Source organism: Rhizobiaceae bacterium (assembly GCA_023953835.1).
Taxonomy (GTDB): domain Bacteria; phylum Pseudomonadota; class Alphaproteobacteria; order Rhizobiales; family Rhizobiaceae; genus Mesorhizobium_G.
Window position 1 is genome coordinate 169,121 of sequence record JAMLJB010000001.1, and the last position, 18,268, is coordinate 187,388.

17 protein-coding genes are annotated in these 18,268 nt (G+C 60.1%); 3 read left to right on the top strand and 14 right to left on the bottom strand.

Going from position 1 to position 18,268, the window contains the following annotated elements; translation table 11 throughout:
- Window positions 1-56: 56 nt before the first annotated feature.
- Window positions 57-1,568 carry an aldehyde dehydrogenase family protein gene (locus M9924_00785; GenBank protein ID MCO5062930.1) on the top strand — a complete coding sequence of 504 codons (1,512 nt, stop codon included), beginning with the start codon at window positions 57-59 and terminating at the stop codon, window positions 1,566-1,568.
- 19 nt (window positions 1,569-1,587) lie between these two features.
- Here the strand turns inward: M9924_00785 and M9924_00790 are convergent, their stop codons facing one another.
- From M9924_00790 to M9924_00810, 5 genes are all read right to left on the bottom strand, one after another.
- Entirely contained in the window at window positions 1,588-2,217 is a 630-nt protein-coding gene (locus M9924_00790; GenBank protein ID MCO5062931.1) for a hypothetical protein, read from the bottom strand.
- 21 nt (window positions 2,218-2,238) lie between these two features.
- The gene (tdh, locus tag M9924_00795) at window positions 2,239-3,273 is read right to left on the bottom strand and encodes an L-threonine 3-dehydrogenase (protein ID MCO5062932.1); all 1,035 of its coding nucleotides are present in this window, start codon (window positions 3,271-3,273) and stop codon (window positions 2,239-2,241) included.
- Between the two features lie 15 nt (window positions 3,274-3,288).
- Window positions 3,289-4,476 (bottom strand): glycine C-acetyltransferase, encoded by a 1,188-nt coding sequence (locus M9924_00800; GenBank protein MCO5062933.1) that lies wholly within the window; start codon window positions 4,474-4,476, stop codon window positions 3,289-3,291.
- Between the two features lie 70 nt (window positions 4,477-4,546).
- Window positions 4,547-5,476 carry a 50S ribosomal protein L3 N(5)-glutamine methyltransferase gene (gene prmB, locus M9924_00805; protein MCO5062934.1) on the bottom strand — a complete coding sequence of 310 codons (930 nt, stop codon included), beginning with the start codon at window positions 5,474-5,476 and terminating at the stop codon, window positions 4,547-4,549.
- A gap of 17 nt (window positions 5,477-5,493) precedes the next feature.
- A complete protein-coding gene (locus M9924_00810; GenBank protein ID MCO5062935.1) occupies window positions 5,494-6,699 on the bottom strand; it encodes an acyl-CoA dehydrogenase in 1,206 nt (401 codons plus the stop codon).
- Between the two features lie 187 nt (window positions 6,700-6,886).
- Here M9924_00810 and mutL point away from each other — a divergent pair, with 187 nt between their 5' ends.
- Window positions 6,887-8,731: a DNA mismatch repair endonuclease MutL gene (mutL, locus tag M9924_00815; GenBank protein ID MCO5062936.1), complete on the top strand. Its 1,845-nt coding sequence runs from the start codon at window positions 6,887-6,889 to the stop codon at window positions 8,729-8,731.
- Between the two features lie 68 nt (window positions 8,732-8,799).
- Window positions 8,800-9,030, top strand: a complete 231-nt coding sequence (locus tag M9924_00820; protein ID MCO5062937.1) for a DUF2093 domain-containing protein — start codon at window positions 8,800-8,802, stop codon at window positions 9,028-9,030.
- 14 nt (window positions 9,031-9,044) lie between these two features.
- Here the strand turns inward: M9924_00820 and lpxK are convergent, their stop codons facing one another.
- The 9 genes from lpxK to M9924_00865 all read right to left on the bottom strand — a co-directional run bounded on the left by lpxK (window position 9,045) and on the right by M9924_00865 (window position 18,230).
- The gene (lpxK, locus tag M9924_00825) at window positions 9,045-10,067 is read right to left on the bottom strand and encodes a tetraacyldisaccharide 4'-kinase (GenBank protein ID MCO5062938.1); all 1,023 of its coding nucleotides are present in this window, start codon (window positions 10,065-10,067) and stop codon (window positions 9,045-9,047) included.
- Window positions 10,064-11,374, bottom strand: coding sequence for a lipid IV(A) 3-deoxy-D-manno-octulosonic acid transferase (gene waaA, locus M9924_00830; GenBank protein MCO5062939.1), 1,311 nt, complete (start codon window positions 11,372-11,374; stop codon window positions 10,064-10,066). The genes lpxK and waaA overlap by 4 nt, the downstream gene beginning before the upstream one ends.
- Window positions 11,371-12,150, bottom strand: a complete 780-nt coding sequence (locus M9924_00835) for a lysophospholipid acyltransferase family protein (GenBank protein MCO5062940.1) — start codon at window positions 12,148-12,150, stop codon at window positions 11,371-11,373. The genes waaA and M9924_00835 overlap by 4 nt, the downstream gene beginning before the upstream one ends.
- 15 nt (window positions 12,151-12,165) lie before the next feature.
- Window positions 12,166-12,417, bottom strand: coding sequence for a DUF4170 domain-containing protein (locus M9924_00840; GenBank protein ID MCO5062941.1), 252 nt, complete (start codon window positions 12,415-12,417; stop codon window positions 12,166-12,168).
- Between the two features lie 76 nt (window positions 12,418-12,493).
- Window positions 12,494-13,288, bottom strand: a complete 795-nt coding sequence (locus tag M9924_00845; GenBank protein ID MCO5062942.1) for an inositol monophosphatase — start codon at window positions 13,286-13,288, stop codon at window positions 12,494-12,496.
- Window positions 13,275-14,618, bottom strand: a complete 1,344-nt coding sequence (locus M9924_00850) for a TldD/PmbA family protein (GenBank protein ID MCO5062943.1) — start codon at window positions 14,616-14,618, stop codon at window positions 13,275-13,277. The genes M9924_00845 and M9924_00850 overlap by 14 nt, the downstream gene beginning before the upstream one ends.
- Before the next feature lie 161 nt (window positions 14,619-14,779).
- Window positions 14,780-15,616, bottom strand: coding sequence for a patatin-like phospholipase family protein (locus tag M9924_00855; GenBank protein MCO5062944.1), 837 nt, complete (start codon window positions 15,614-15,616; stop codon window positions 14,780-14,782).
- 26 nt (window positions 15,617-15,642) lie between these two features.
- Window positions 15,643-16,968, bottom strand: a complete 1,326-nt coding sequence (locus M9924_00860; protein MCO5062945.1) for an insulinase family protein — start codon at window positions 16,966-16,968, stop codon at window positions 15,643-15,645.
- Window positions 16,965-18,230 carry an insulinase family protein gene (locus M9924_00865; GenBank protein MCO5062946.1) on the bottom strand — a complete coding sequence of 422 codons (1,266 nt, stop codon included), beginning with the start codon at window positions 18,228-18,230 and terminating at the stop codon, window positions 16,965-16,967. The genes M9924_00860 and M9924_00865 overlap by 4 nt, the downstream gene beginning before the upstream one ends.
- Between the last annotated feature and the right edge of the window lie 38 nt (window positions 18,231-18,268).

Below are 18,268 nucleotides of genomic sequence, written 5' to 3' on the forward strand. Positions count from 1 at the left end.
ATCAAACCATTCCATTCGCACGAACAGACGTTCAGCGGCATAAACAGGAACGAAAAATGAGCGTTGCAAAAGAAACAAGCGAACTCCTCGCCCGTCTTGGAGTGGCCGAAAGCGCGCATTCCGGTGGTACAATGGCTTCGCATACGCCTGTGACCGGCGAGAAGCTTGCCGACCTCGTGACCACCAGCATCGAAGAGGCAAACGAGATTGTCGAACGCGCAGACGCCGCGTTCCGCGAGTGGAGGCTTGTGCCAGGTCCGAAGCGCGGCGAGCTTGTGCGTCTGCTCGGCGAGGAGCTGCGCCTCGCGAAGGCGGACCTCGGGCGGTTGGTGTCGATCGAAGCCGGCAAGATCACCTCGGAAGGCCTTGGTGAGGTTCAGGAGATGATCGACATTTGCGATTTCGCCGTGGGGCTTTCCCGGCAACTCTATGGACTTACCATCGCCACCGAACGCTCCGGCCATCGCATGATGGAAACCTGGCATCCGCTCGGCGTGGTCGGAATCATTTCTGCCTTCAACTTCCCGGTCGCCGTCTGGTCGTGGAATGCCGCCCTCGCGCTCGTCTGCGGCAATTCGGTTGTCTGGAAGCCATCCGAAAAAACGCCGCTTACTGCGCTTGCCTGCCAGGCGATTTTCGATAAGGCAATCAAGCGCTTCGGCGAAGCTCCGAAGAATTTGAGTCAGGTTCTCATCGGCGACCGGACAATTGGAGAGGTGCTTGTAGACCACTCCAATGTTCCGCTGGTTTCCGCCACGGGTTCGACGCGCATGGGCCGTGATGTCGGCCCGCGGCTAGCAAAGAGGTTTGCGCGCGCCATTCTTGAACTGGGCGGCAATAATGCTGGCATCGTCTGCCCAAGCGCCGACCTCGACATGGCGTTGCGCGCCATCGCGTTCGGCGCCATGGGCACGGCGGGCCAGCGGTGCACGACGCTGCGCCGCCTCATCGTACATGAAAGCGTCTATGACAAGTTGCTGCCGCGTCTGCGCAAGGCGTATGAAAGCGTGTCCATCGGCAATCCGCTCGAAACATCTGCCCTCGTTGGCCCCCTGATCGACAAGGCGGCATTTGACGGGATGCAGAAGGCACTGGCTGCGGCAAAGCAGCATGGCGGCAAAGTCACAGGCGGCGAGCGCTACGATGCCGGGCTTACCGATGCCTATTATGTGCGCCCCGCGCTGGTGGAGATGCCGGAGCAGGTCGGACCGGTTCTGGAGGAGACCTTCGCCCCGATCCTCTATGTGATGAAATACTCCGATTTCGACGAGGCGCTGCGGCTGCACAATGCGGTTGGAGCTGGGCTGTCGTCATCGATCTTCACGCTCGATTTGCGGGAGGCCGAGCGCTTCCTGTCTGTGGACGGCTCCGATTGTGGCATTGCCAACGTGAACATCGGCACTTCGGGCGCAGAGATCGGCGGCGCGTTTGGCGGCGAAAAGGAAACCGGAGGCGGTCGTGAGAGCGGCTCCGATGCGTGGAAGGGCTATATGCGCCGGGCAACGAATACGGTGAACTATTCGCGCGCGCTTCCACTCGCGCAAGGCGTTTCATTCGATATTGAATGAAGCGCCCTGTGGCCGCAGTTCACCACCATTTTAGACTGACGGTGCCACCCGTGGCGCCGCCGTCGCAATTCTGGTAGCTGCCGGCCATTCCATCCTGCTGGATTTCGTTCAGGCTGTACTCGCAGCCGATCACATTGTTGCCCTGCTTGATGATCTCGACCTCCTTGAAATAGAGGTTCTTGTCGGAGAAATTTCCACGGATGCGATGGGTGGCTTTGAGCGTCACCCATTCGATTTCGCCTTCAAACTGGAAATCCGGCGTCATTGTGAGGTTCGTCACCCTGAACGGCCACACCGTCTTTGTGTCGGTAGCGGTGCCGCCGAAGCCACCCGCCCTCAGGTGATCTTCAATAGACGCATGCGTTTCTGCAGCATGTCCGCCGATCTGCGATGCGCTGTCAACACGCACGGAAAGTTCCGCGACCTGCTTTTCCAAGCGTTCCAGCCGCGCTGGGTCCCAGCTCGTCTGCGCTTTCGAGAGCAGGTCCTGCAACTGCGCCACCTGCCCCCTCAGATTCTGGATTTCAGCTTGCGCGGCCTCGAAAGCAGCAATGTACTTCGCGCCAGAATAGGCAACGCCGAGTATCGCTGCTCCAGTCAGCACCACCGCGCCAACCTTGCCAAGGATTCCCTGAATATTTTCAGCCATGCGTCATCCTAATTAGCGGCTCTACCAGTCCATCACCACCTTGCCCGAATTCCCGCTCTTCATGGCTTCGAAGCCGGCCTTGTAATCGTCGATACCGATGTCGTGGGTTATCAATCCCGTCACATCCAAAGGTCCCTGAACCAGCGCGATCATCTTGTACCAGGTCTCAAACATCTCGCGCCCATAAATGCCCTTGAGATGCAGCATCTTGAAGATGACCTTGTTCCAGTCAATCTCGAAACCGGTCGGAGCGATACCCAAAATGGCGATCTTGCCGCCGTTGTTCATTGTATCGATCATATCGCGGAAAGCTGGAGCCGCACCCGACATTTCCAGCCCCACGTCAAACCCCTCGGTCATGCCGATTTCCGGCATAAAGTCGCGCAATTTCTGCTTCGAAGCGTCGACCACATGCTGTATTCCAAGCTTGCGCGCCAGATCGAGCCTGACAGGGTTGATGTCAGTGATGACGACCTTGCGGGCGCCGACGCATTGAGCCACCAGCGCTCCCATGATGCCGATTGGCCCGGCGCCCGTTACCAGCACGTCCTCACCAACCAGATCGAACGACAGTGCGGTGTGAACCGCATTGCCGAGCGGATCGAAAATGGCCGCGACTTCATCCGGGACGTCGTCGGGAATCGGCACGACGTTGTGCTGGGGTATCGCGACATATTCCGCGAACGAGCCGGGCCGATTGACGCCCACGCCCTTCGTGTTGCGGCACAGGTGCCCCCTCCCCGCGCGGCAGTTGCGGCAATGGCCGCACACGATATGCCCCTCGCCGGAAACACGCTGGCCGACCTTGTATTCGGTTACCGCCGAGCCGACTTCTGCGACGGTGCCGACAAATTCGTGGCCGGTCACCATGGGCACAGGCACGGTTTTTTGTGCCCATTCGTCCCAATTATAGATATGAACATCGGTGCCGCAGATCGCAGACTTGCGAACCTTGATGAGCACGTCGTTCGCACCGATTTCCGGCACAGGTACGCGCTCCATCCATATGCCCGGCTCGGCCTTCGCCTTCACCAGCGCACGCATCATGTTGGACATGTGTCCGGTCCTTCCTCAAATCACGCCGAGTTCGCGGCCGACCTCGGCAAAGGCCTGAACCGCGCGGTCGATATCGGCGTCGGAATGCGCCGCCGACATCTGCGTGCGAATACGGGCATGGCCGCGCTGCACCACAGGGAACGAAAAGCCGATGACATAGATACCCCGCTCCAGCATCTTCGCCGCCATCGCCTGCGCGAGCGCCGCATCGCCGATCATCACCGGGATGATCGGATGGTCCGCTCCGGCCAGCGTAAAGCCTGCCTTCGTCATGGATGCCCGAAACCTGTCCGCATTCCGATAGAGTTTTTCACGCAACGCATCGCCCCGGTCGACGAGGTCAAAGACTTTCAACGACGCCCCTGCGATTGCCGGCATCAGTGTGTTCGAAAAAAGGTACGGGCGCGAGCGCTGCCTCAGCCAGTCGACCACTTCTCGCTTTCCAGATGTGTAGCCTCCGGAAGCGCCGCCGAGAGCCTTTCCCAAGGTGCCGGTGATGATGTCGACACGGCCCTCGACGCCGCAATGTTCCGCAGAGCCACGCCCGTGCCTGCCCACGAACCCAACCGCATGACTGTCATCGACCATCACCATCGCGTCGTATTTTTCCGCAAGATCGCACACGCCGCGCAGGTCGGCGATGATGCCGTCCATCGAGAACACGCCGTCCGTGGCGATAAGCCGGAACCGGCAATCGCCTGCTTCTTTCAGCCTTGCCTCAAGGTCGGCCATGTCGTTGTTTGCGTAGCGGAATCGCTTTGCCTTGGAGAGCCGCACACCATCGATGATCGAGGCATGGTTGAGCGCATCGGATATGACGGCATCCTCCTCGGAGAGAAGTGTTTCGAACAGACCTCCATTGGCGTCGAAACAGGACGAATAGAGGATCGTGTCCTCCATGCCCAGAAACGACGAAATGCGCTGCTCAAGCTGTTTGTGCTCTTCCTGCGTCCCGCAGATGAAACGCACCGACGCCATGCCGTATCCGTAGCGATCGAGCGCGGTCTTGGCCGCGTCGCGCAATTGTTCGTTGTCCGCCAATCCGAGATAGTTGTTTGCGCAGAAATTCAGGACCTTGCCGCCGTCTGCGACCGTGATTTCCGCCGACTGCGGCGAGGTTATCACTCTTTCGCTTTTGTAAAGGCCGGCCGCCTTGAGCGCTTCCAGTTCCTGCTTCAAATGATCGACAAAAGTTCCGGCCATGAGGCAGACCTCCCTAATTGAGCGCTGGCTAACACTGTGCGGCCCTCAGGGCAACTGCCGACGAGGGTCCCTAGGGTAGCTGCTCGCGCGTCAGCCAAAACACTTCACCATCGCTGTTTTCAGTATCCAGCCAGAGAAATGATGTTTCGGGATAGGCGCGTTCGAGGACTTCCCGATCCGTACCGATCTCGCAAAGCAATCCACCACCGGGCTTGAGATGCTCGCGCGCCTGCCTAAGAATGCGGCGAACGATGTCGAAGCCATCCTCCCCGCCATAGAGCGCCATCGCCGGCTCGTGCCGAAACTCTCCGGGAAGCAATTCCATGACATCGCGCCCCACATAGGGAGGATTGGTGATGATCAGGTCATAGGTGCGGCCAACCAGCGGCCCGAACAGGTCGCCCTGCAACAGCGAAATCCGGTCGCCCAGACCATGATCTTCCACATTTTCGGCAGCAAGCATCAATGAATCCGGAGAAAGGTCGACCGCATCTATTTCCGCTTCCGGGAAAGCATACGCTGCGAGAATTGCAAGCGACCCACCGCCCGTGCATAGGTCGAGGACCGATGTCACGGTCTTGGGATCTGCGATCAACGCAATTGGATCGCCGGAGCCGTTGAAAAAAGGCGATGCGAGCAGGTCTGCGATATAGGAACGCGGCACAAGCGCCCGTGCATCGGACCTGAACGGCACGCCCGCCAGATAGGTCCGTCCCGTCAGATAAGCGGCGGGCAATCGCTGTTCGACCCGCAACGCAATGCGCTCGCCCAGCAACGCCTTCTCGCGCTCCGTCAGCCTTGCGTCCGCGAAGGCATTAAAATCGCCAACGGGCAGGTTCAGGCTTTCGAGGATGAGGAAAACCGCTTCGTCCACGGCAGTAGCCGAGCCATGACCGTAGTAGAGTTCCGATGCTGAAAAACAGCTCACGGCATAGCGCAGCACATCGCGCAATGTGACCAGTTCGAGCACTTCTGCACGCGGATTGGCAGCGGTTTCCATCGCTCAGCACCGCACTTTTAGAAAAACGCCTGCAACCCGGTCTGTGCACGGCCAAGGATCAGCGCATGAACATCGTGGGCGCCTTCATAGGTATTCACGGTTTCGAGGTTCTGCGCGTGACGCATCACATGATAGCCGATCTGAATGCCGTTGCCGCCATGCATGTCGCGCGCCATCCGGGCGATGTCCAATGCCTTGCCGCAATTGTTGCGCTTGACGATGGAAATCATTTCGGGGGCCATCCTGCCCTCGTCCATCAGGCGTCCGACGCGCAGCGAGCCCTGAAGACCAAGCGCGATTTCAGTTTGCATGTCGGCCAGCTTCTTCTGATAAAGCTGCATGCCCGCCAGCGGCTTGCCAAACTGCTTGCGATCAAGTCCATATTGCCGCGCGCGATGCCAGCAATCCTCTGCCGCCCCCATCGCTCCCCAGGAAATGCCGTAGCGCGCGCGGTTGAGACAGCCGAACGGACCTTTCAGGCCCGACACATTGGGCAGCAGCGCATCTTCGCCGACTTCGACGCCGTCCATCACGATCTCGCCGGTAATCGACGCGCGCAGCGAAAGCTTGCCGTCGATCTTCGGCGCGGAAAGTCCCCTCATGCCCTTTTCCAGCACGAAGCCACGTATCTGGTTGTCATGCGCGGGCGACTTCGCCCAGACGACGAAAACATCGGCAATCGGCGCGTTTGAAATCCACATCTTCGAGCCGAACAGGCGGTAGCCGTTCGCAGTCTTGTCAGCCCGGGTCTTCATGCCGCTCGGGTCGGAACCCGCATCCGGTTCGGTCAGGCCAAAACAGCCGATCCACTCGCCCGAAGCCAATTTCGGCAGGTACTTCCTTCGCTGTTCTTCGCTGCCATAGGCATGGATTGGAAACATCACGAGCGAGGACTGAACGCTCATCATCGAACGGTACCCGGAATCGATACGCTCGACCTCGCGCGCGACGAGACCATAGGTGACGTAACCCGCGCCCAGCCCGCCATATTCTTCAGGGATGGTGATCCCCAGCAGACCGCTGTCACCCATCTCGCGAAAGATCGCAGGATCGGTCTTTTCATCGAGATAGGCCTGCTCAATGCGTGGCGCGAGCTTGTCCACGGCAAATGCGGCTGCCGCATCGCGCATCATCCGCTCGTCCTCGGTGAGTTGATCCTCCAGAAGAAAGGGATCATCCCAGACGAAGGTTGCGGGCTTCAGCCCTTGCTGCTCGATGTTCATCGCATCCTCGAAGTTTTACGCATTTTAGGCGCTTGCGCCGCCGGTGGAAACGTCAAAGTCCGCTATGCAGGGACAGTCAAGACAAAAAGGGCCAGATGGCGTTTGCAGCCGGGCCACGGCTACGCGATATCCTGTTCACAACGCGAACAAAACATGACCGGGTCGCCAAAATCGACTATGCTGTAACATGCCAATCCACCAGCTTTCCGAAACAATCATAAACCAGATCGCCGCTGGCGAAGTCATCGAACGACCGGCAAGCGTTGTGAAGGAACTCGTCGAAAATGCACTCGATGCAGGTGCGCGGCGCATAGAGGTTGCCACCGTCGGCGGCGGGTTGAACCTGATCCGCGTGGGGGATGACGGCGCGGGCATCGCGTCTTCCGAACTTGCGCTGGCCGTGGCGCGTCACTGCACATCGAAGCTTTCCGACGATATCGGCGACATCCGCTCACTTGGCTTCCGTGGGGAGGCCTTGCCTTCGATCGGATCTGTGTCGCGCATGACGATCCGCTCTCGAACGCAGGACAGTGACAGCGCCTATGAGATCAGCGTGGATGGCGGGCGGCTAGCAGCCACGCGCCCGGCAGCAGCCAATCGCGGTACACTTGTGGAGGTGCGCGACCTCTTCTTTGCAACCCCTGCCCGCCTGAAATTCATGAAGGGCGAACGAGCCGAGACCAGCGCCGTCAACGATGTGGTAAAGCGTGTGGCAATTGCATTTCCCGGCGTGCGTTTCACCGTTTCGGGTCCTGACCGCGGAACGCTCGACCTTCCCGAGACGGGCGACCTCCTCGAACGCATCGCTCAGGTTCTTGGCAAGGAGTTTCCTGAAAACGCGCTGCAGGTCGAGGCCGAACGCGAGGGAATCCGGTTGTCGGGCTTTGTTTCCACACCCTCTTTCAGCCGCGCCAACGCGTTGCACCAGTTCGCCTATGTCAATGGCAGGCCGGTCCGCGACAAGTTGATCGCGGGGGCAATTCGCGGCGCTTATGCCGACACGCTCGCGCGCGATCGCCACCCTGTCGTCGTGCTGTTCCTCACGCTCGATCCGGCGGACGTGGACGTCAATGTTCACCCGGCCAAGGCAGATGTGCGCTTTCGCGATCCCGGCGTCGTGCGCGGCCTCATTGTTGGAGCAATCCGACAGGCGCTCGCGGAAGCGGGCATACGCCCCGCGACCGGCGCGGGCATGGAGATGGCCGATGCATTCCGTCCCGGAGCGTTCTCGGGCGCGAATGCAGCCCAATGGGGCCCGTCTCCCGCCGACGGTTTCGAGCAGATGCGGCCTCGGTCGCCGGGCTTCGATCCGCTCAGTTCATTTCAGCGGCCGCTGGAAACTGCCGATGCCTACGGCTTTTCCAACGGCTCTCAGGCGCATTTCGACACCGGACCGGCGCTGAGCGCCGACACACGCTCAGGAACGGGAACCGCAGCGCCTGAACTCACGGCGCATCCCCTCGGCGCCGCACGCGCACAGGTTCACGAAAACTACATCGTCTCGCAGACGGAAAACTCGCTGATTATCGTCGACCAGCATGCGGCGCATGAGCGACTTGTGTATGAGGCCCTGAAAGAGGCCATGCACACACGCCCCATACCCTCGCAGATGCTGCTCCTGCCGGAGATAGTGGATCTGTCTTTGGATGATGTCGAACGGCTCTCGAATCATGTGGACACGCTGGCCCGCTTCGGGCTTCGTCTTGAACGTTTCGGACCCGGTGCGGTAGCGGTGCGGGAAACGCCCGCCATGCTTGGAGAGGTCGATGTCCAATCCTTGCTGCGCGACCTTGCGGATGAGATCGCGGACAATGATACGGTCGAGACCCTCAAAGGCAGGCTGGACCGGATCGCTTCGACCATGGCCTGCCACGGCTCGGTTCGATCCGGGCGGCTGATGAAACCCGACGAAATGAACGCCTTGCTTCGCCAGATGGAATCCACGCCGGGATCGGGTACGTGCAATCATGGCCGTCCGACCTATATCGAGTTGAAGCTGACGGACATTGAGCGGCTGTTCGGGCGGAGGTAGACAATTGCGCGCATTGCGATGCAGGTGGCGCATCGCTATCTTGCCGTGGCAAGGAGAACAGTCAGGCAATGAACAGGTTTGAAGGTCCGGGAGCGCGCGAGGCCCGCATTCGCTATCTTGACGGCGATTTTCAGGTGACCAGTCCGGGAGCTTTCGTTCGTTGCGCGGTTACCGGCGAATCAATCCCGATCGATGAACTTCGCTATTGGAACGTTGGACGGCAGGAACCGTATTTGAACGCAGAAGTTTCACTCGCGCGCGAACTCGAATGCAATCCTGACCTGCGCAAGCGCGATTAGGAAATTTCCCGGAATCAAGCAGAGAATCTTCGTTTGCGCCAGGCTGCGACCGCATCTTCGATGATGCGTTCAGCCGTGTCGGGCGGATCGAACTGTGTTGCCACCGCAAAGACGAGAAGTTTCTCGAGAAATCCGTCAGGCTTGATACCCCCATGCAATCGCGCGACGTCTTTTTCCGTCGTGACGAGTTGCAGATCCTGGCGCTTCGCGTCCGACATCAATTGCTGCAATTCGCCGAGCTTGAAAGGATGATGGTCGTCGAAACTGCGGGTTTCGACCACATGCGCGCCGGCAACGGAGAGTGCGTCGTAAAAGCGCTGCGGATTGCCGATGCCCGCGAACGCCAGAACACGTTTGCCCGCTACGGCCAGCGGATCGACGGGTTCGTTGCGAGCGTCATAGACTGGCAGGCCCGCCCGCGCCGCCATGCGCACAATCTCATCGGCAGCCTTGCCTTCGCCGATCCGCAGCACCGAATCCGCATAGCGCAACTGCTCAACCAATGGCGCGCGCAGCGGGCCGCCGGGGATGATATGACCATTGCCGACACCGGTCCCCGCATCGATCGCCAACACGGCGTGGTCCATTTCCAGATGCGCACTCTGGAAGCCATCGTCCATCAGGATCAGATTGCAACCCTCTTTCAGGAGAAGTGCAGCGCCTTCGACGCGGTTGCGCGAAACGGCAACGGATGCGTGGCGCGCAAGCAAAAGGGGTTCGTCACCGACCAAAGTGGCGGTGTCGTTCGTGGCATCCACCAACCGTGCACGCGTCGTGCTACCTCCGTGGCCTCGTGAGACAATTCCGGGTTTCATTCCCCGCTCGACCGCCGCTCCGGCAAGCGCAATGACCGTCGGTGTTTTGCCGGTACCTCCAACGGTGAAGTTGCCGACGCAAATGACCGGCGCATCGACGGGCGTACGAAGTGCGCGACGCATGCGGCGCGCGGAGATCCAGCCATACAGCTTCGAAGCAGGCCACAGAATGACCGCCTGCCAACCGGGCCTTTCCCACCAGAACGGCGGTGCGCTGCTCACCGCCTGCCTTTCAGGCGCGTCTGGACGATCAAGGGTTGAATGAACGGGTCAAGCACCTTCAGCGTCCGGTCCAGCGTGCCCCGCATTTCATCGACTGTGGCGATGCCTGCGACCATCATCTTGTGGCGCGCCTCGTCGTTTCTCAGCAGGTGGTTCACCGCCTTGGCAAGCATCTGCCCGTCGCGAACGATCTTCGCCGCTCCATTGTCAATCAGACGCTGGTAGGCTTCGCGGAAGTTCTGGACGTTCTGTCCGGAAAGCACGGCCAGGCCAAGCATCGCAGGCTCAAGAGGATTTTGCCCACCCTCCGCCGTTAGCGACCGCCCGACAAATGCAATCTCGGCAAGCTTCAGATATGTTCCCATTTCGCCAATCGTATCGCCGAGAAAGATGTCGGTGGCTAAGGCAATCCGCTCGCCACTGCTTCTGCGCACGACGTTCAGCTTTTCGCGCTGGAAGCGCTCGACCAATGCGCCCGCGCGATTGGGATGGCGCGGCACAATCACGGTCAGGATGTGCGGGTACCTCTTCTTGAGTGCGCGGTGCACCTGCGAGATGATCAGTTCCTCGCCTTCATGCGTGGATACGGCCACCCAGACCGGCCTGTCACCGATCTGCGCCTTCAGCCTGTCGACCTGCGCGTCATCGAATTTCGGCATCTGTGCATCGGTCTTGAGATTGCCGGACACTGACACGGGGCGCGCACCCAATTCGGAAAAGCGTTCTCCGTCGGTGTCCGATTGCGCGACCACATGCGCGAAGTTCTCGTAGAGCGCCTCGGCAAGAAAGGCGCGCTTTTTCCACGAATTGAAAGAGCGATCCGAAAGCCGCCCGTTGACCAGAACCTGCGGAATGTGCCGCTCGCTCAGTTGCGTGATGATAACCGGCCAGATTTCGGACTCCGCGAAAATCGCCAGGTCCGGCTTCCAATGATCGAGGAACCGTCGCACTGCCGGTTGCAGGTCGAGCGGCACATATTGGTGGATGATTCTGCCGCGAAAGCGCTCATCCGCCACTTTCGCGGAAGTGACCGTGCCGGTTGTCAGCACGATTGCGATACCGTGCCCGAGCAGGTGCTCGATCAGGGCCGTGATCGCAAGAGTTTCGCCAACACTTGCCGCATGCATCCAGATCAAGGGACCTGCAGGCCGGGGAACCTTGGTCTTGCCGTAGCGCTCTCGGCGGCGCGAGCTGTCCTCCTTGCCCTTGGTCGCGCGATAGGCGACGTACCCGCCAATCACGGGATAAGCGGCAGCGCCGGCCACCCTGTAGATCGACAGCAAGGTGCGCGCCCAGCGTTCGCTCACGGCCTCCCTCCCACCATCTTGTATGCAGTGTCGAATGTCTCGTTCAGCGCGTCCGTGAGATCGCGCCGCCTGGCTTCCATCGTCTTTGCGTCCGCGTCGGCCGGAACATGTATGGGCTTCCCGAAATGCAGTATGCCGCGCCCGAACGGCAGATTGATCGTGGTCTTGTCCCAGCTCTTGTGGAGAACCTTGCGGCGGCTGGTGGCAATCGCTGCAGGAATAATCGGCCTTCCCGATATTCGGGCCAGCAGGATGATCCCCTCGCCCGCGTCGCGCGGCGTGCCGTGCGGGATGTCCGCGATCATGCAAACGTTAGAACCGGTATCCAGCGCCTTCTTGAGCTGGATCAGCGCCCGCGCACCTCCCTTGTCGGAATTATTCGCGCCCAAACGACCGCCGGAGCCTCGCACGGTGGCAACGCCGAAGCGCTCGAGCACCTTGGCGTTGAGTTCGGCGTCGGCGCTCTTAGATACCATCGCCACGAGCTTCCGGCTGCTCGGATAAAACGCCGGCGCCAGAATATGCTGTCCGTGCCAGAGCGCCATGATGGCAGGTTCCAGCGCCGCCCATTCAGGCGTCATTTTTGAGACGGAACCCTTCACCGGCGGATTGGTGAAGCGCACGAAGCGCACGGCACCCGCGAGCAATCCAGTCAGCGCCGCCTTGACGACACGCGATTCGGCGAGCGGCTTACGTATCTTGCGCCACGCATTCTTCAACGGACGCGATCGCTGCGCGCCGCGCTTTTCCGACGACTTGAGGGATTGCTGCTTCAATGTCGAAGCGTCCCCTCAGGTGTGCTTTCCCGGGGAGGCGTCCGGATCAAGAAGACGATGGAGGTGCACCACAAAATAACGCATGTGGGCGTTGTCTACGCTTGATTGCGCCTTGGACTTCCATACCGTAAGGGCGGATTGATAATCCGGGTATATGCCGACAATGTCCAGTTCGTCGAGATTGCGGAACTCGTTGCCGCGCAGATTCTTCAACTCGCCACCAAACACCAGGTGGAGCAGCTGCTTCCCGCTTTTTTCATTGTTCATTCTGCGGATCCGTTCGATCAAATTTTTCTCGGGTTTGAGCCAATTTGGCCAGCAATTCAAGCCGTTCTTGGTTCAATCACCGGTATTCGCTGAGGACATCGACCATAGCTTCCAGCAATTGGCCGCTGCCAGCTGCCAGAGCCGGGTGACGGCTGTCCTCATTGCCGAGCAACGGAGGCGCGTGCCTGGCATTCAAGATGTGGCCACCCGACTCCTGCAGAATGAGCAGCGCGGCGGCAATATCCCAATCGTGGGCGTTCGGCTTGACGAAAGTCGCATCCAGCCTTCCGTCCGCAATCATGGCAATCCGATAGGCGAGCGACGGCACATAGCGGAACGGGCGCACGCGACCTTTCCAAGCCTGCGGCAGCAAGTCGATCATGGCCCTCGGCCCACCGACGCTCCGGGTGAATTCACGCTGTGCGCCGATGCTGATCGGTGAGCCGTTGCGCCTCGCTCCAAGCCCGCGCGCTGCTTCGAATGTCTCGCCCGTCGCGGGACATTCGAGGACGCCTGCCATCGGACTTCCGTTTTCAACAATCGCAACGCTGACACACCATTGCGGATTGCCTTCGAGGAACCCGCGCGTGCCGTCGATCGGATCGACAATAAAACTGCGCTGCGATGTCGTGCCAAACACGCGCTCCTGGGTTTCCTCGGAGAGCCAGCCATAGCCGGGACGAGCTAGGAGCAGAGTTTCACGAAGATAGTGGTCGGCGGCGTAGTCAGCCTCGCTGACGGGCGACGTTCCACCCTTCATCCACACTTCCGGCTTCTTGCCGAAATAGCGCATGGCGATGCGCCCTGCCTCCGCAGCCGCCTCGCGCAGGATAGCGAGGTCGGCAACCGCTCCGAAATCAGGTGCCTGCAATGGTCATGCCTTCGACGAGGAGAGTGGGCGCGGCGGTCCCGAAATTGCGATCGATATCGCTCGCCGGAATCATGCGCAGAAACATGTCCTTGAGGTTCGAGGCAATCGTCACTTCCGAGACCGGAAAAGAAAGTTCGCCGTTCTCGATCCAGAATCCAGACGCGCCGCGACTGTATTCGCCTGTCACCATGTTCACGCCCTGGCCAATGACTTCAGTAACATAGAAGCCGGTCTTGAGATTTCGAATCATGTCCGTGGGCGCAATCGTGCCAGGTTCGATGGCAAGATTGGTTGAACTCGGCGTCACCGACGTGCCGCCACGCACGCCCCGGCCATTCGTCCTGAGCCCAAGTTCGCTTGCGGTGGAACTCGACAGGAACCAGTGGTTCAGCACGCCATTCTCCACCATCACCAGTCGCTCACCCTGCACGCCCTCACCATCAAAGGGCCTCGACGACTGGCCCCGCGATTTCAGCGGATCGTCCGTCACGGTGATTCCGGCATGGGCGATCCGCTTGCCCATCATGTCGCGCCAAAAGCTTGTCTTTCGGGCCACTGCCGCGCCGTTTATAGCGCCGGACAGATGCCCCGCCATGCCGCGCGCAACGCGGGGATCGAAAATCACGTCCACAGTCCCCGTGGGCATCCGGCGCGCATTGAGCCTGCGAACAGCACGCTCGGCCGCATTTTTCCCAATCGTTTCCGGGGCCTCAAGCTCGGCATAGTGGAGCCGGGACGAATAATCGTAGTCTCGTTCCATGCCTGTGCCCTCGCCCGCGATAACACTTACAGAGCGTGAGAAGCGCGAGGCGATGTACTGTCCGCTGAAACCATGCGACGTGACCAGCAGAAGTCCGCCAAATCCGGCACTGGCACTGCTGCCGCTGGAATTGGTGACACCCTGGACTGCAAGCGCGGCCTGTTCCGCGGCGATGGCGTGTTCCGCCAACTCCGACGCGGAAACGATGGTCGGATCGTATAGGTCGAGATCTCGCGTGGCACGCGCCAGCAATTGCGCATCCGCGAGCCCCTGAAACGGGTCCTCCGGCGAAGCCTTGGCCATGGCAACGGCCCGCTCGGCCAAAGCTGCGGCATCCGCACCGGCAGTAGCGGAAACACTTGCGACTTTCTTGCCGATGAACACGCGCAAAGCCATGTCGTCATTTTCGGAAGAATCGGTGCTTTCGACCTTCCCAAGCCGTACAGTGACGGAGGTGGAGCGGCTTCTGACCGCAACGGCATCGGCCGCTTCCGCCCCAGCGCGCTTTGCCGCGTCGACAAGTTGGGAGACCCGATCGGTCAGCCGGTTGGTATCGAGCATGTCAGACATCTAGGGTCAGGACCTGTTGGTTTGGACGAAATGGTGTGAGGCCATCCGGTCCGATACGAGGAGCAAGGACGCAGGAAATATGAGCATTTTCAAGTTCCTTGCGACGAAGTTGCGGGCCGGATGGCCTCACACCATTTCAATCGCATTTATGAGTCCATGACCTACGCCGCCTTCCGGGAGGCGAGCGCTGTATCGACCGCCCTCTTGAGATCGTCTTTGATTGACGCCGTCTCATCCATCACCGAATCAATCTTGAGGAAGTCGAGCACGCGAAATCGCGAGACCGGCGGGCGCAGCAATATATCGGGCCGCGACTGTTGAAGTTTGTTCGCGATGATCGATTGCATCATCAACTGGCTTGCGCCGAACATCAGGTCGATGGAACTGGGTGTCTTGCGCAGCCCTTCTGTCGGCGCGCCTACGACATCGACGGCAATGATGATATCCGCCCTGCCCGCCACCAGGTCGAACGGGACCGGGTTATAGATGCCACCATCGATCAGAAGCCGCCCGTCACGGCGCACAGGCTTGAACACAGCAGGTATGGCGGCGGAAGCGCCAAGCGCGGAAATGAGTTCACCGCTGTCACAGATGTGCAGGCAGTGACCGAAATAGTCCGTTGCGGTCACCCGCAAAGGAATTGCCAGTTCCTCGAAAGTCGCAGGGATTTGCTCGGGCAGGAATGCGGACAGCACACGCTCGACGTTAAACTGGCTGACGGAAATGCCGCCCCTGAAGAACTCGGAAAACGATCCGGGGCGCGCGCGCCACATGCGACTGGCGACTTGGGCGCGGCGGCCGAGAATTTCCCGGGCATAGGCATGGATTTCCGTTCCGCGCATGCCCGCGGCCATTCCCGCCGCCATGATCGCACCGATGGACGAACCGGCAATCGCCGTTGGCTGGATACCCAATTCGTCCAGCGCTTCGATGACATGAATATGTGCAAGGCCCCTCGCCCCGCCACCGCCAAGCGCAAGCGCAAAAGTCGGCGACACCGGGCTCGGCTTGGCTTTGCTGGCCTTCATCCCTGCTTCTCCGGCCCCACGGTCATAATCGCAGGATCGACCTTCAAAAGCCTTCTGGCAATGGCATTTACCTGCTCTCGCGTCACGGCGTCGATCAGCGCGGCTCGCCGCTGCATATAGTCGATCCCGAGGCTCTCTGCCTGCAACTCGACCAGTGTACGGGCAATTGCACCGGAACTGTCGAGATTGTTGATCGCATATGCTCCGACCACATATTTTTTCGCGGCAGCCAGCTCTTCTTCTGTAACGCCGTTTTCCGCAACCTCGCCGATCACCTGCCGAATGATTGCCAATGTTTCGGCGGCACGATCGGATCGCGTCGCTGTCGATATAGAAAGCAGGTTCGCGTGATCTGCTGATGACAGCGAGGAATCGACGCTGTAGGCGAGCCCGCGCTTTTCACGCACCTCTTCAAACAAACGCGATGTGAAAGTACCGCCGCCAAGAATGTGGTTCATCAAAAAGGCGGCGAAGAAGTCCGGATCGGATCGCGCGACTCCCGGAAACGCCATCTCGATCGTCGTCTGCGGCAAGTCGTAGGCCACGGATAGTGTCTGGCCGAGCTTCGGCGCAACGTCCGGAACGGGAACGAGCGCGGGCTTTGCGGGCAGGTTGCCGAACACACGATCCAGCTCGACCTTCAAGGTCTCGGCATCGATTGCACCGACCACGCCTATGAAGAGCTTCTCGCGCGCAAAGATTGCTTTGTGGGCCGCACGCAGATCATCCGGTGTGATCGATTTCAGCGTTTCGGGGGTGCCTTGCGCAGCCCTCGAATAGGGGTGGCCGGGATAAAGCGCCTCGCGCCATTTCAGGCCCGCCGCATATTCCGGATCGCGGGAACGCGCGACAATGCCTGAAACGATCTGCGCGCGCATGCGATCTACCGGCTTCTGATCGAAACGCGGCTCGTTGACCGCAAGCGCCAGCAGGCCGAACGCTTCCTCGCGCTGGTCGGCAAGGAAACGCATGCCGCCCTCGAAGCGATCACGATCCGCATCAAAACCCATCTCGGCGCCCGCGTCGTCGAGCTTGATCTGGAACGCATCGCTATCAAGCGACCCCGCTCCCTCGTCGAACAGGGTAGTCATAAGATTCGCGAGACCTTCCTTGCCGGGCGGGTCCTGCGTGCTGCCGCCTTCAAAGGCAAAACGCATGGCGATGACCGGCACGGTATAGTCTTCGACCAGCCAGGCGCGCACTCCCTTGGGAGACACGACCTCCTGGATTTTCATTTCGGCGGACGCGGCAGACACACCGCACAGAAGGAGCAGCGCGACGAGCGCAACACGCACGAAAAACAGGGTCGGATGTGCGTTCATTGCGCGGCCTCCGGCGAAGGCAGAAGATAACCGGCAACCGACTTGCCCGGCACGAGATATTTCGCGGCGACTGCCTTCACCTGATCTGCTGTCACGGCTTCGATGCGCTGCGGCCATGCTTCGATGTCCTCGAGGGTCAAGCCGGTCGCGAGGGCGCTGCCATAGAGGTTTGCCATGCCTGACGAATTGTCCCGCGCGAAGATTACTCCGCGCCGGAAGCGCGTCTTTGCGCGCGCCAGTTCGTCCTCTGTCACTCCATCCTGCACGATGCGTGCGATCTCCGCATCGACTGACTTTTCGATACCGCTGAGATCGTCTTCGCCCTGGGGCGCGCCATAGACTCCGAACGCAGTCGAATCGTACATCGTGCCCTGATAGAAGGCGCCGACGCTCGACGCCGAGCCATCCTGCACGATCAGTTTCTGGTAGAGCCTGCTGCGCGTGCCTCCGCCAAGAATCTCGGACAGAAGATCGAGCGCTTCAGCCTCGCCCGGCTGTGCCGTACGATATGAGGGAACCACCCAACGCTTTGAAAAGCTCGGAACGCTGACCCGCGCGTCGGTCAAGGTCACGGTGCGGCTTGCGTTCTGCTCCGGCTCCTGCGGACGAATCCGCGGCGGAAGATCGGGGCCTTTTGCAATCGAACCATAGGTTTGCTCTGCGAGTTCCTTCACCTTGTCCAAGGTGATGTCGCCTGCAACCACGAGAACGGCATTGTTCGGCGCATAGTAGCGGTCATAGAAGGTGACCGCATCGGTGCGATTCAACTGCTCGATTTCCTGTTTCCATCCGATCACAGGTATTCGGTACGGGTGGTTCTGGTAGAGCGTTGCGTCCACTTCCTCTGAAAGCAGCGCGCCGGGATCATTGTCCACGCGCGAGCCGCGCTCCTCAAGGATCACATCGCGTTCCGGGCCGATGACGTCGTCGGTCAGGATGAGGTTGCGCATGCGGTCGGATTCGTAGGCCATCATGGTCGGCAGCGCTTCCGGTGAAACCGTCTGGAAATAGGCTGTATAGTCATCCGAGGTGAAGGCGTTTGCATCTCCGCCGATCTCCGAAACCTTGCGGTCGAACTCTCCGGTCGGATGGTTCTTCGTCGCCTTGAACATCAGATGCTCAAAGAAATGCGCGATGCCGGATTTCCCCGGCGGTTCGTCGGCGCTTCCGATCTTGTACCATACCATATGGGTGACGACCGGCGCGCGATGGTCGGGAATGACCACCACTTCCATTCCGTTGCCGAGCGTGAAACTGCTCACATGGTCCGGCCTGTCCTCTGCAAACGCCGAGCCATTCG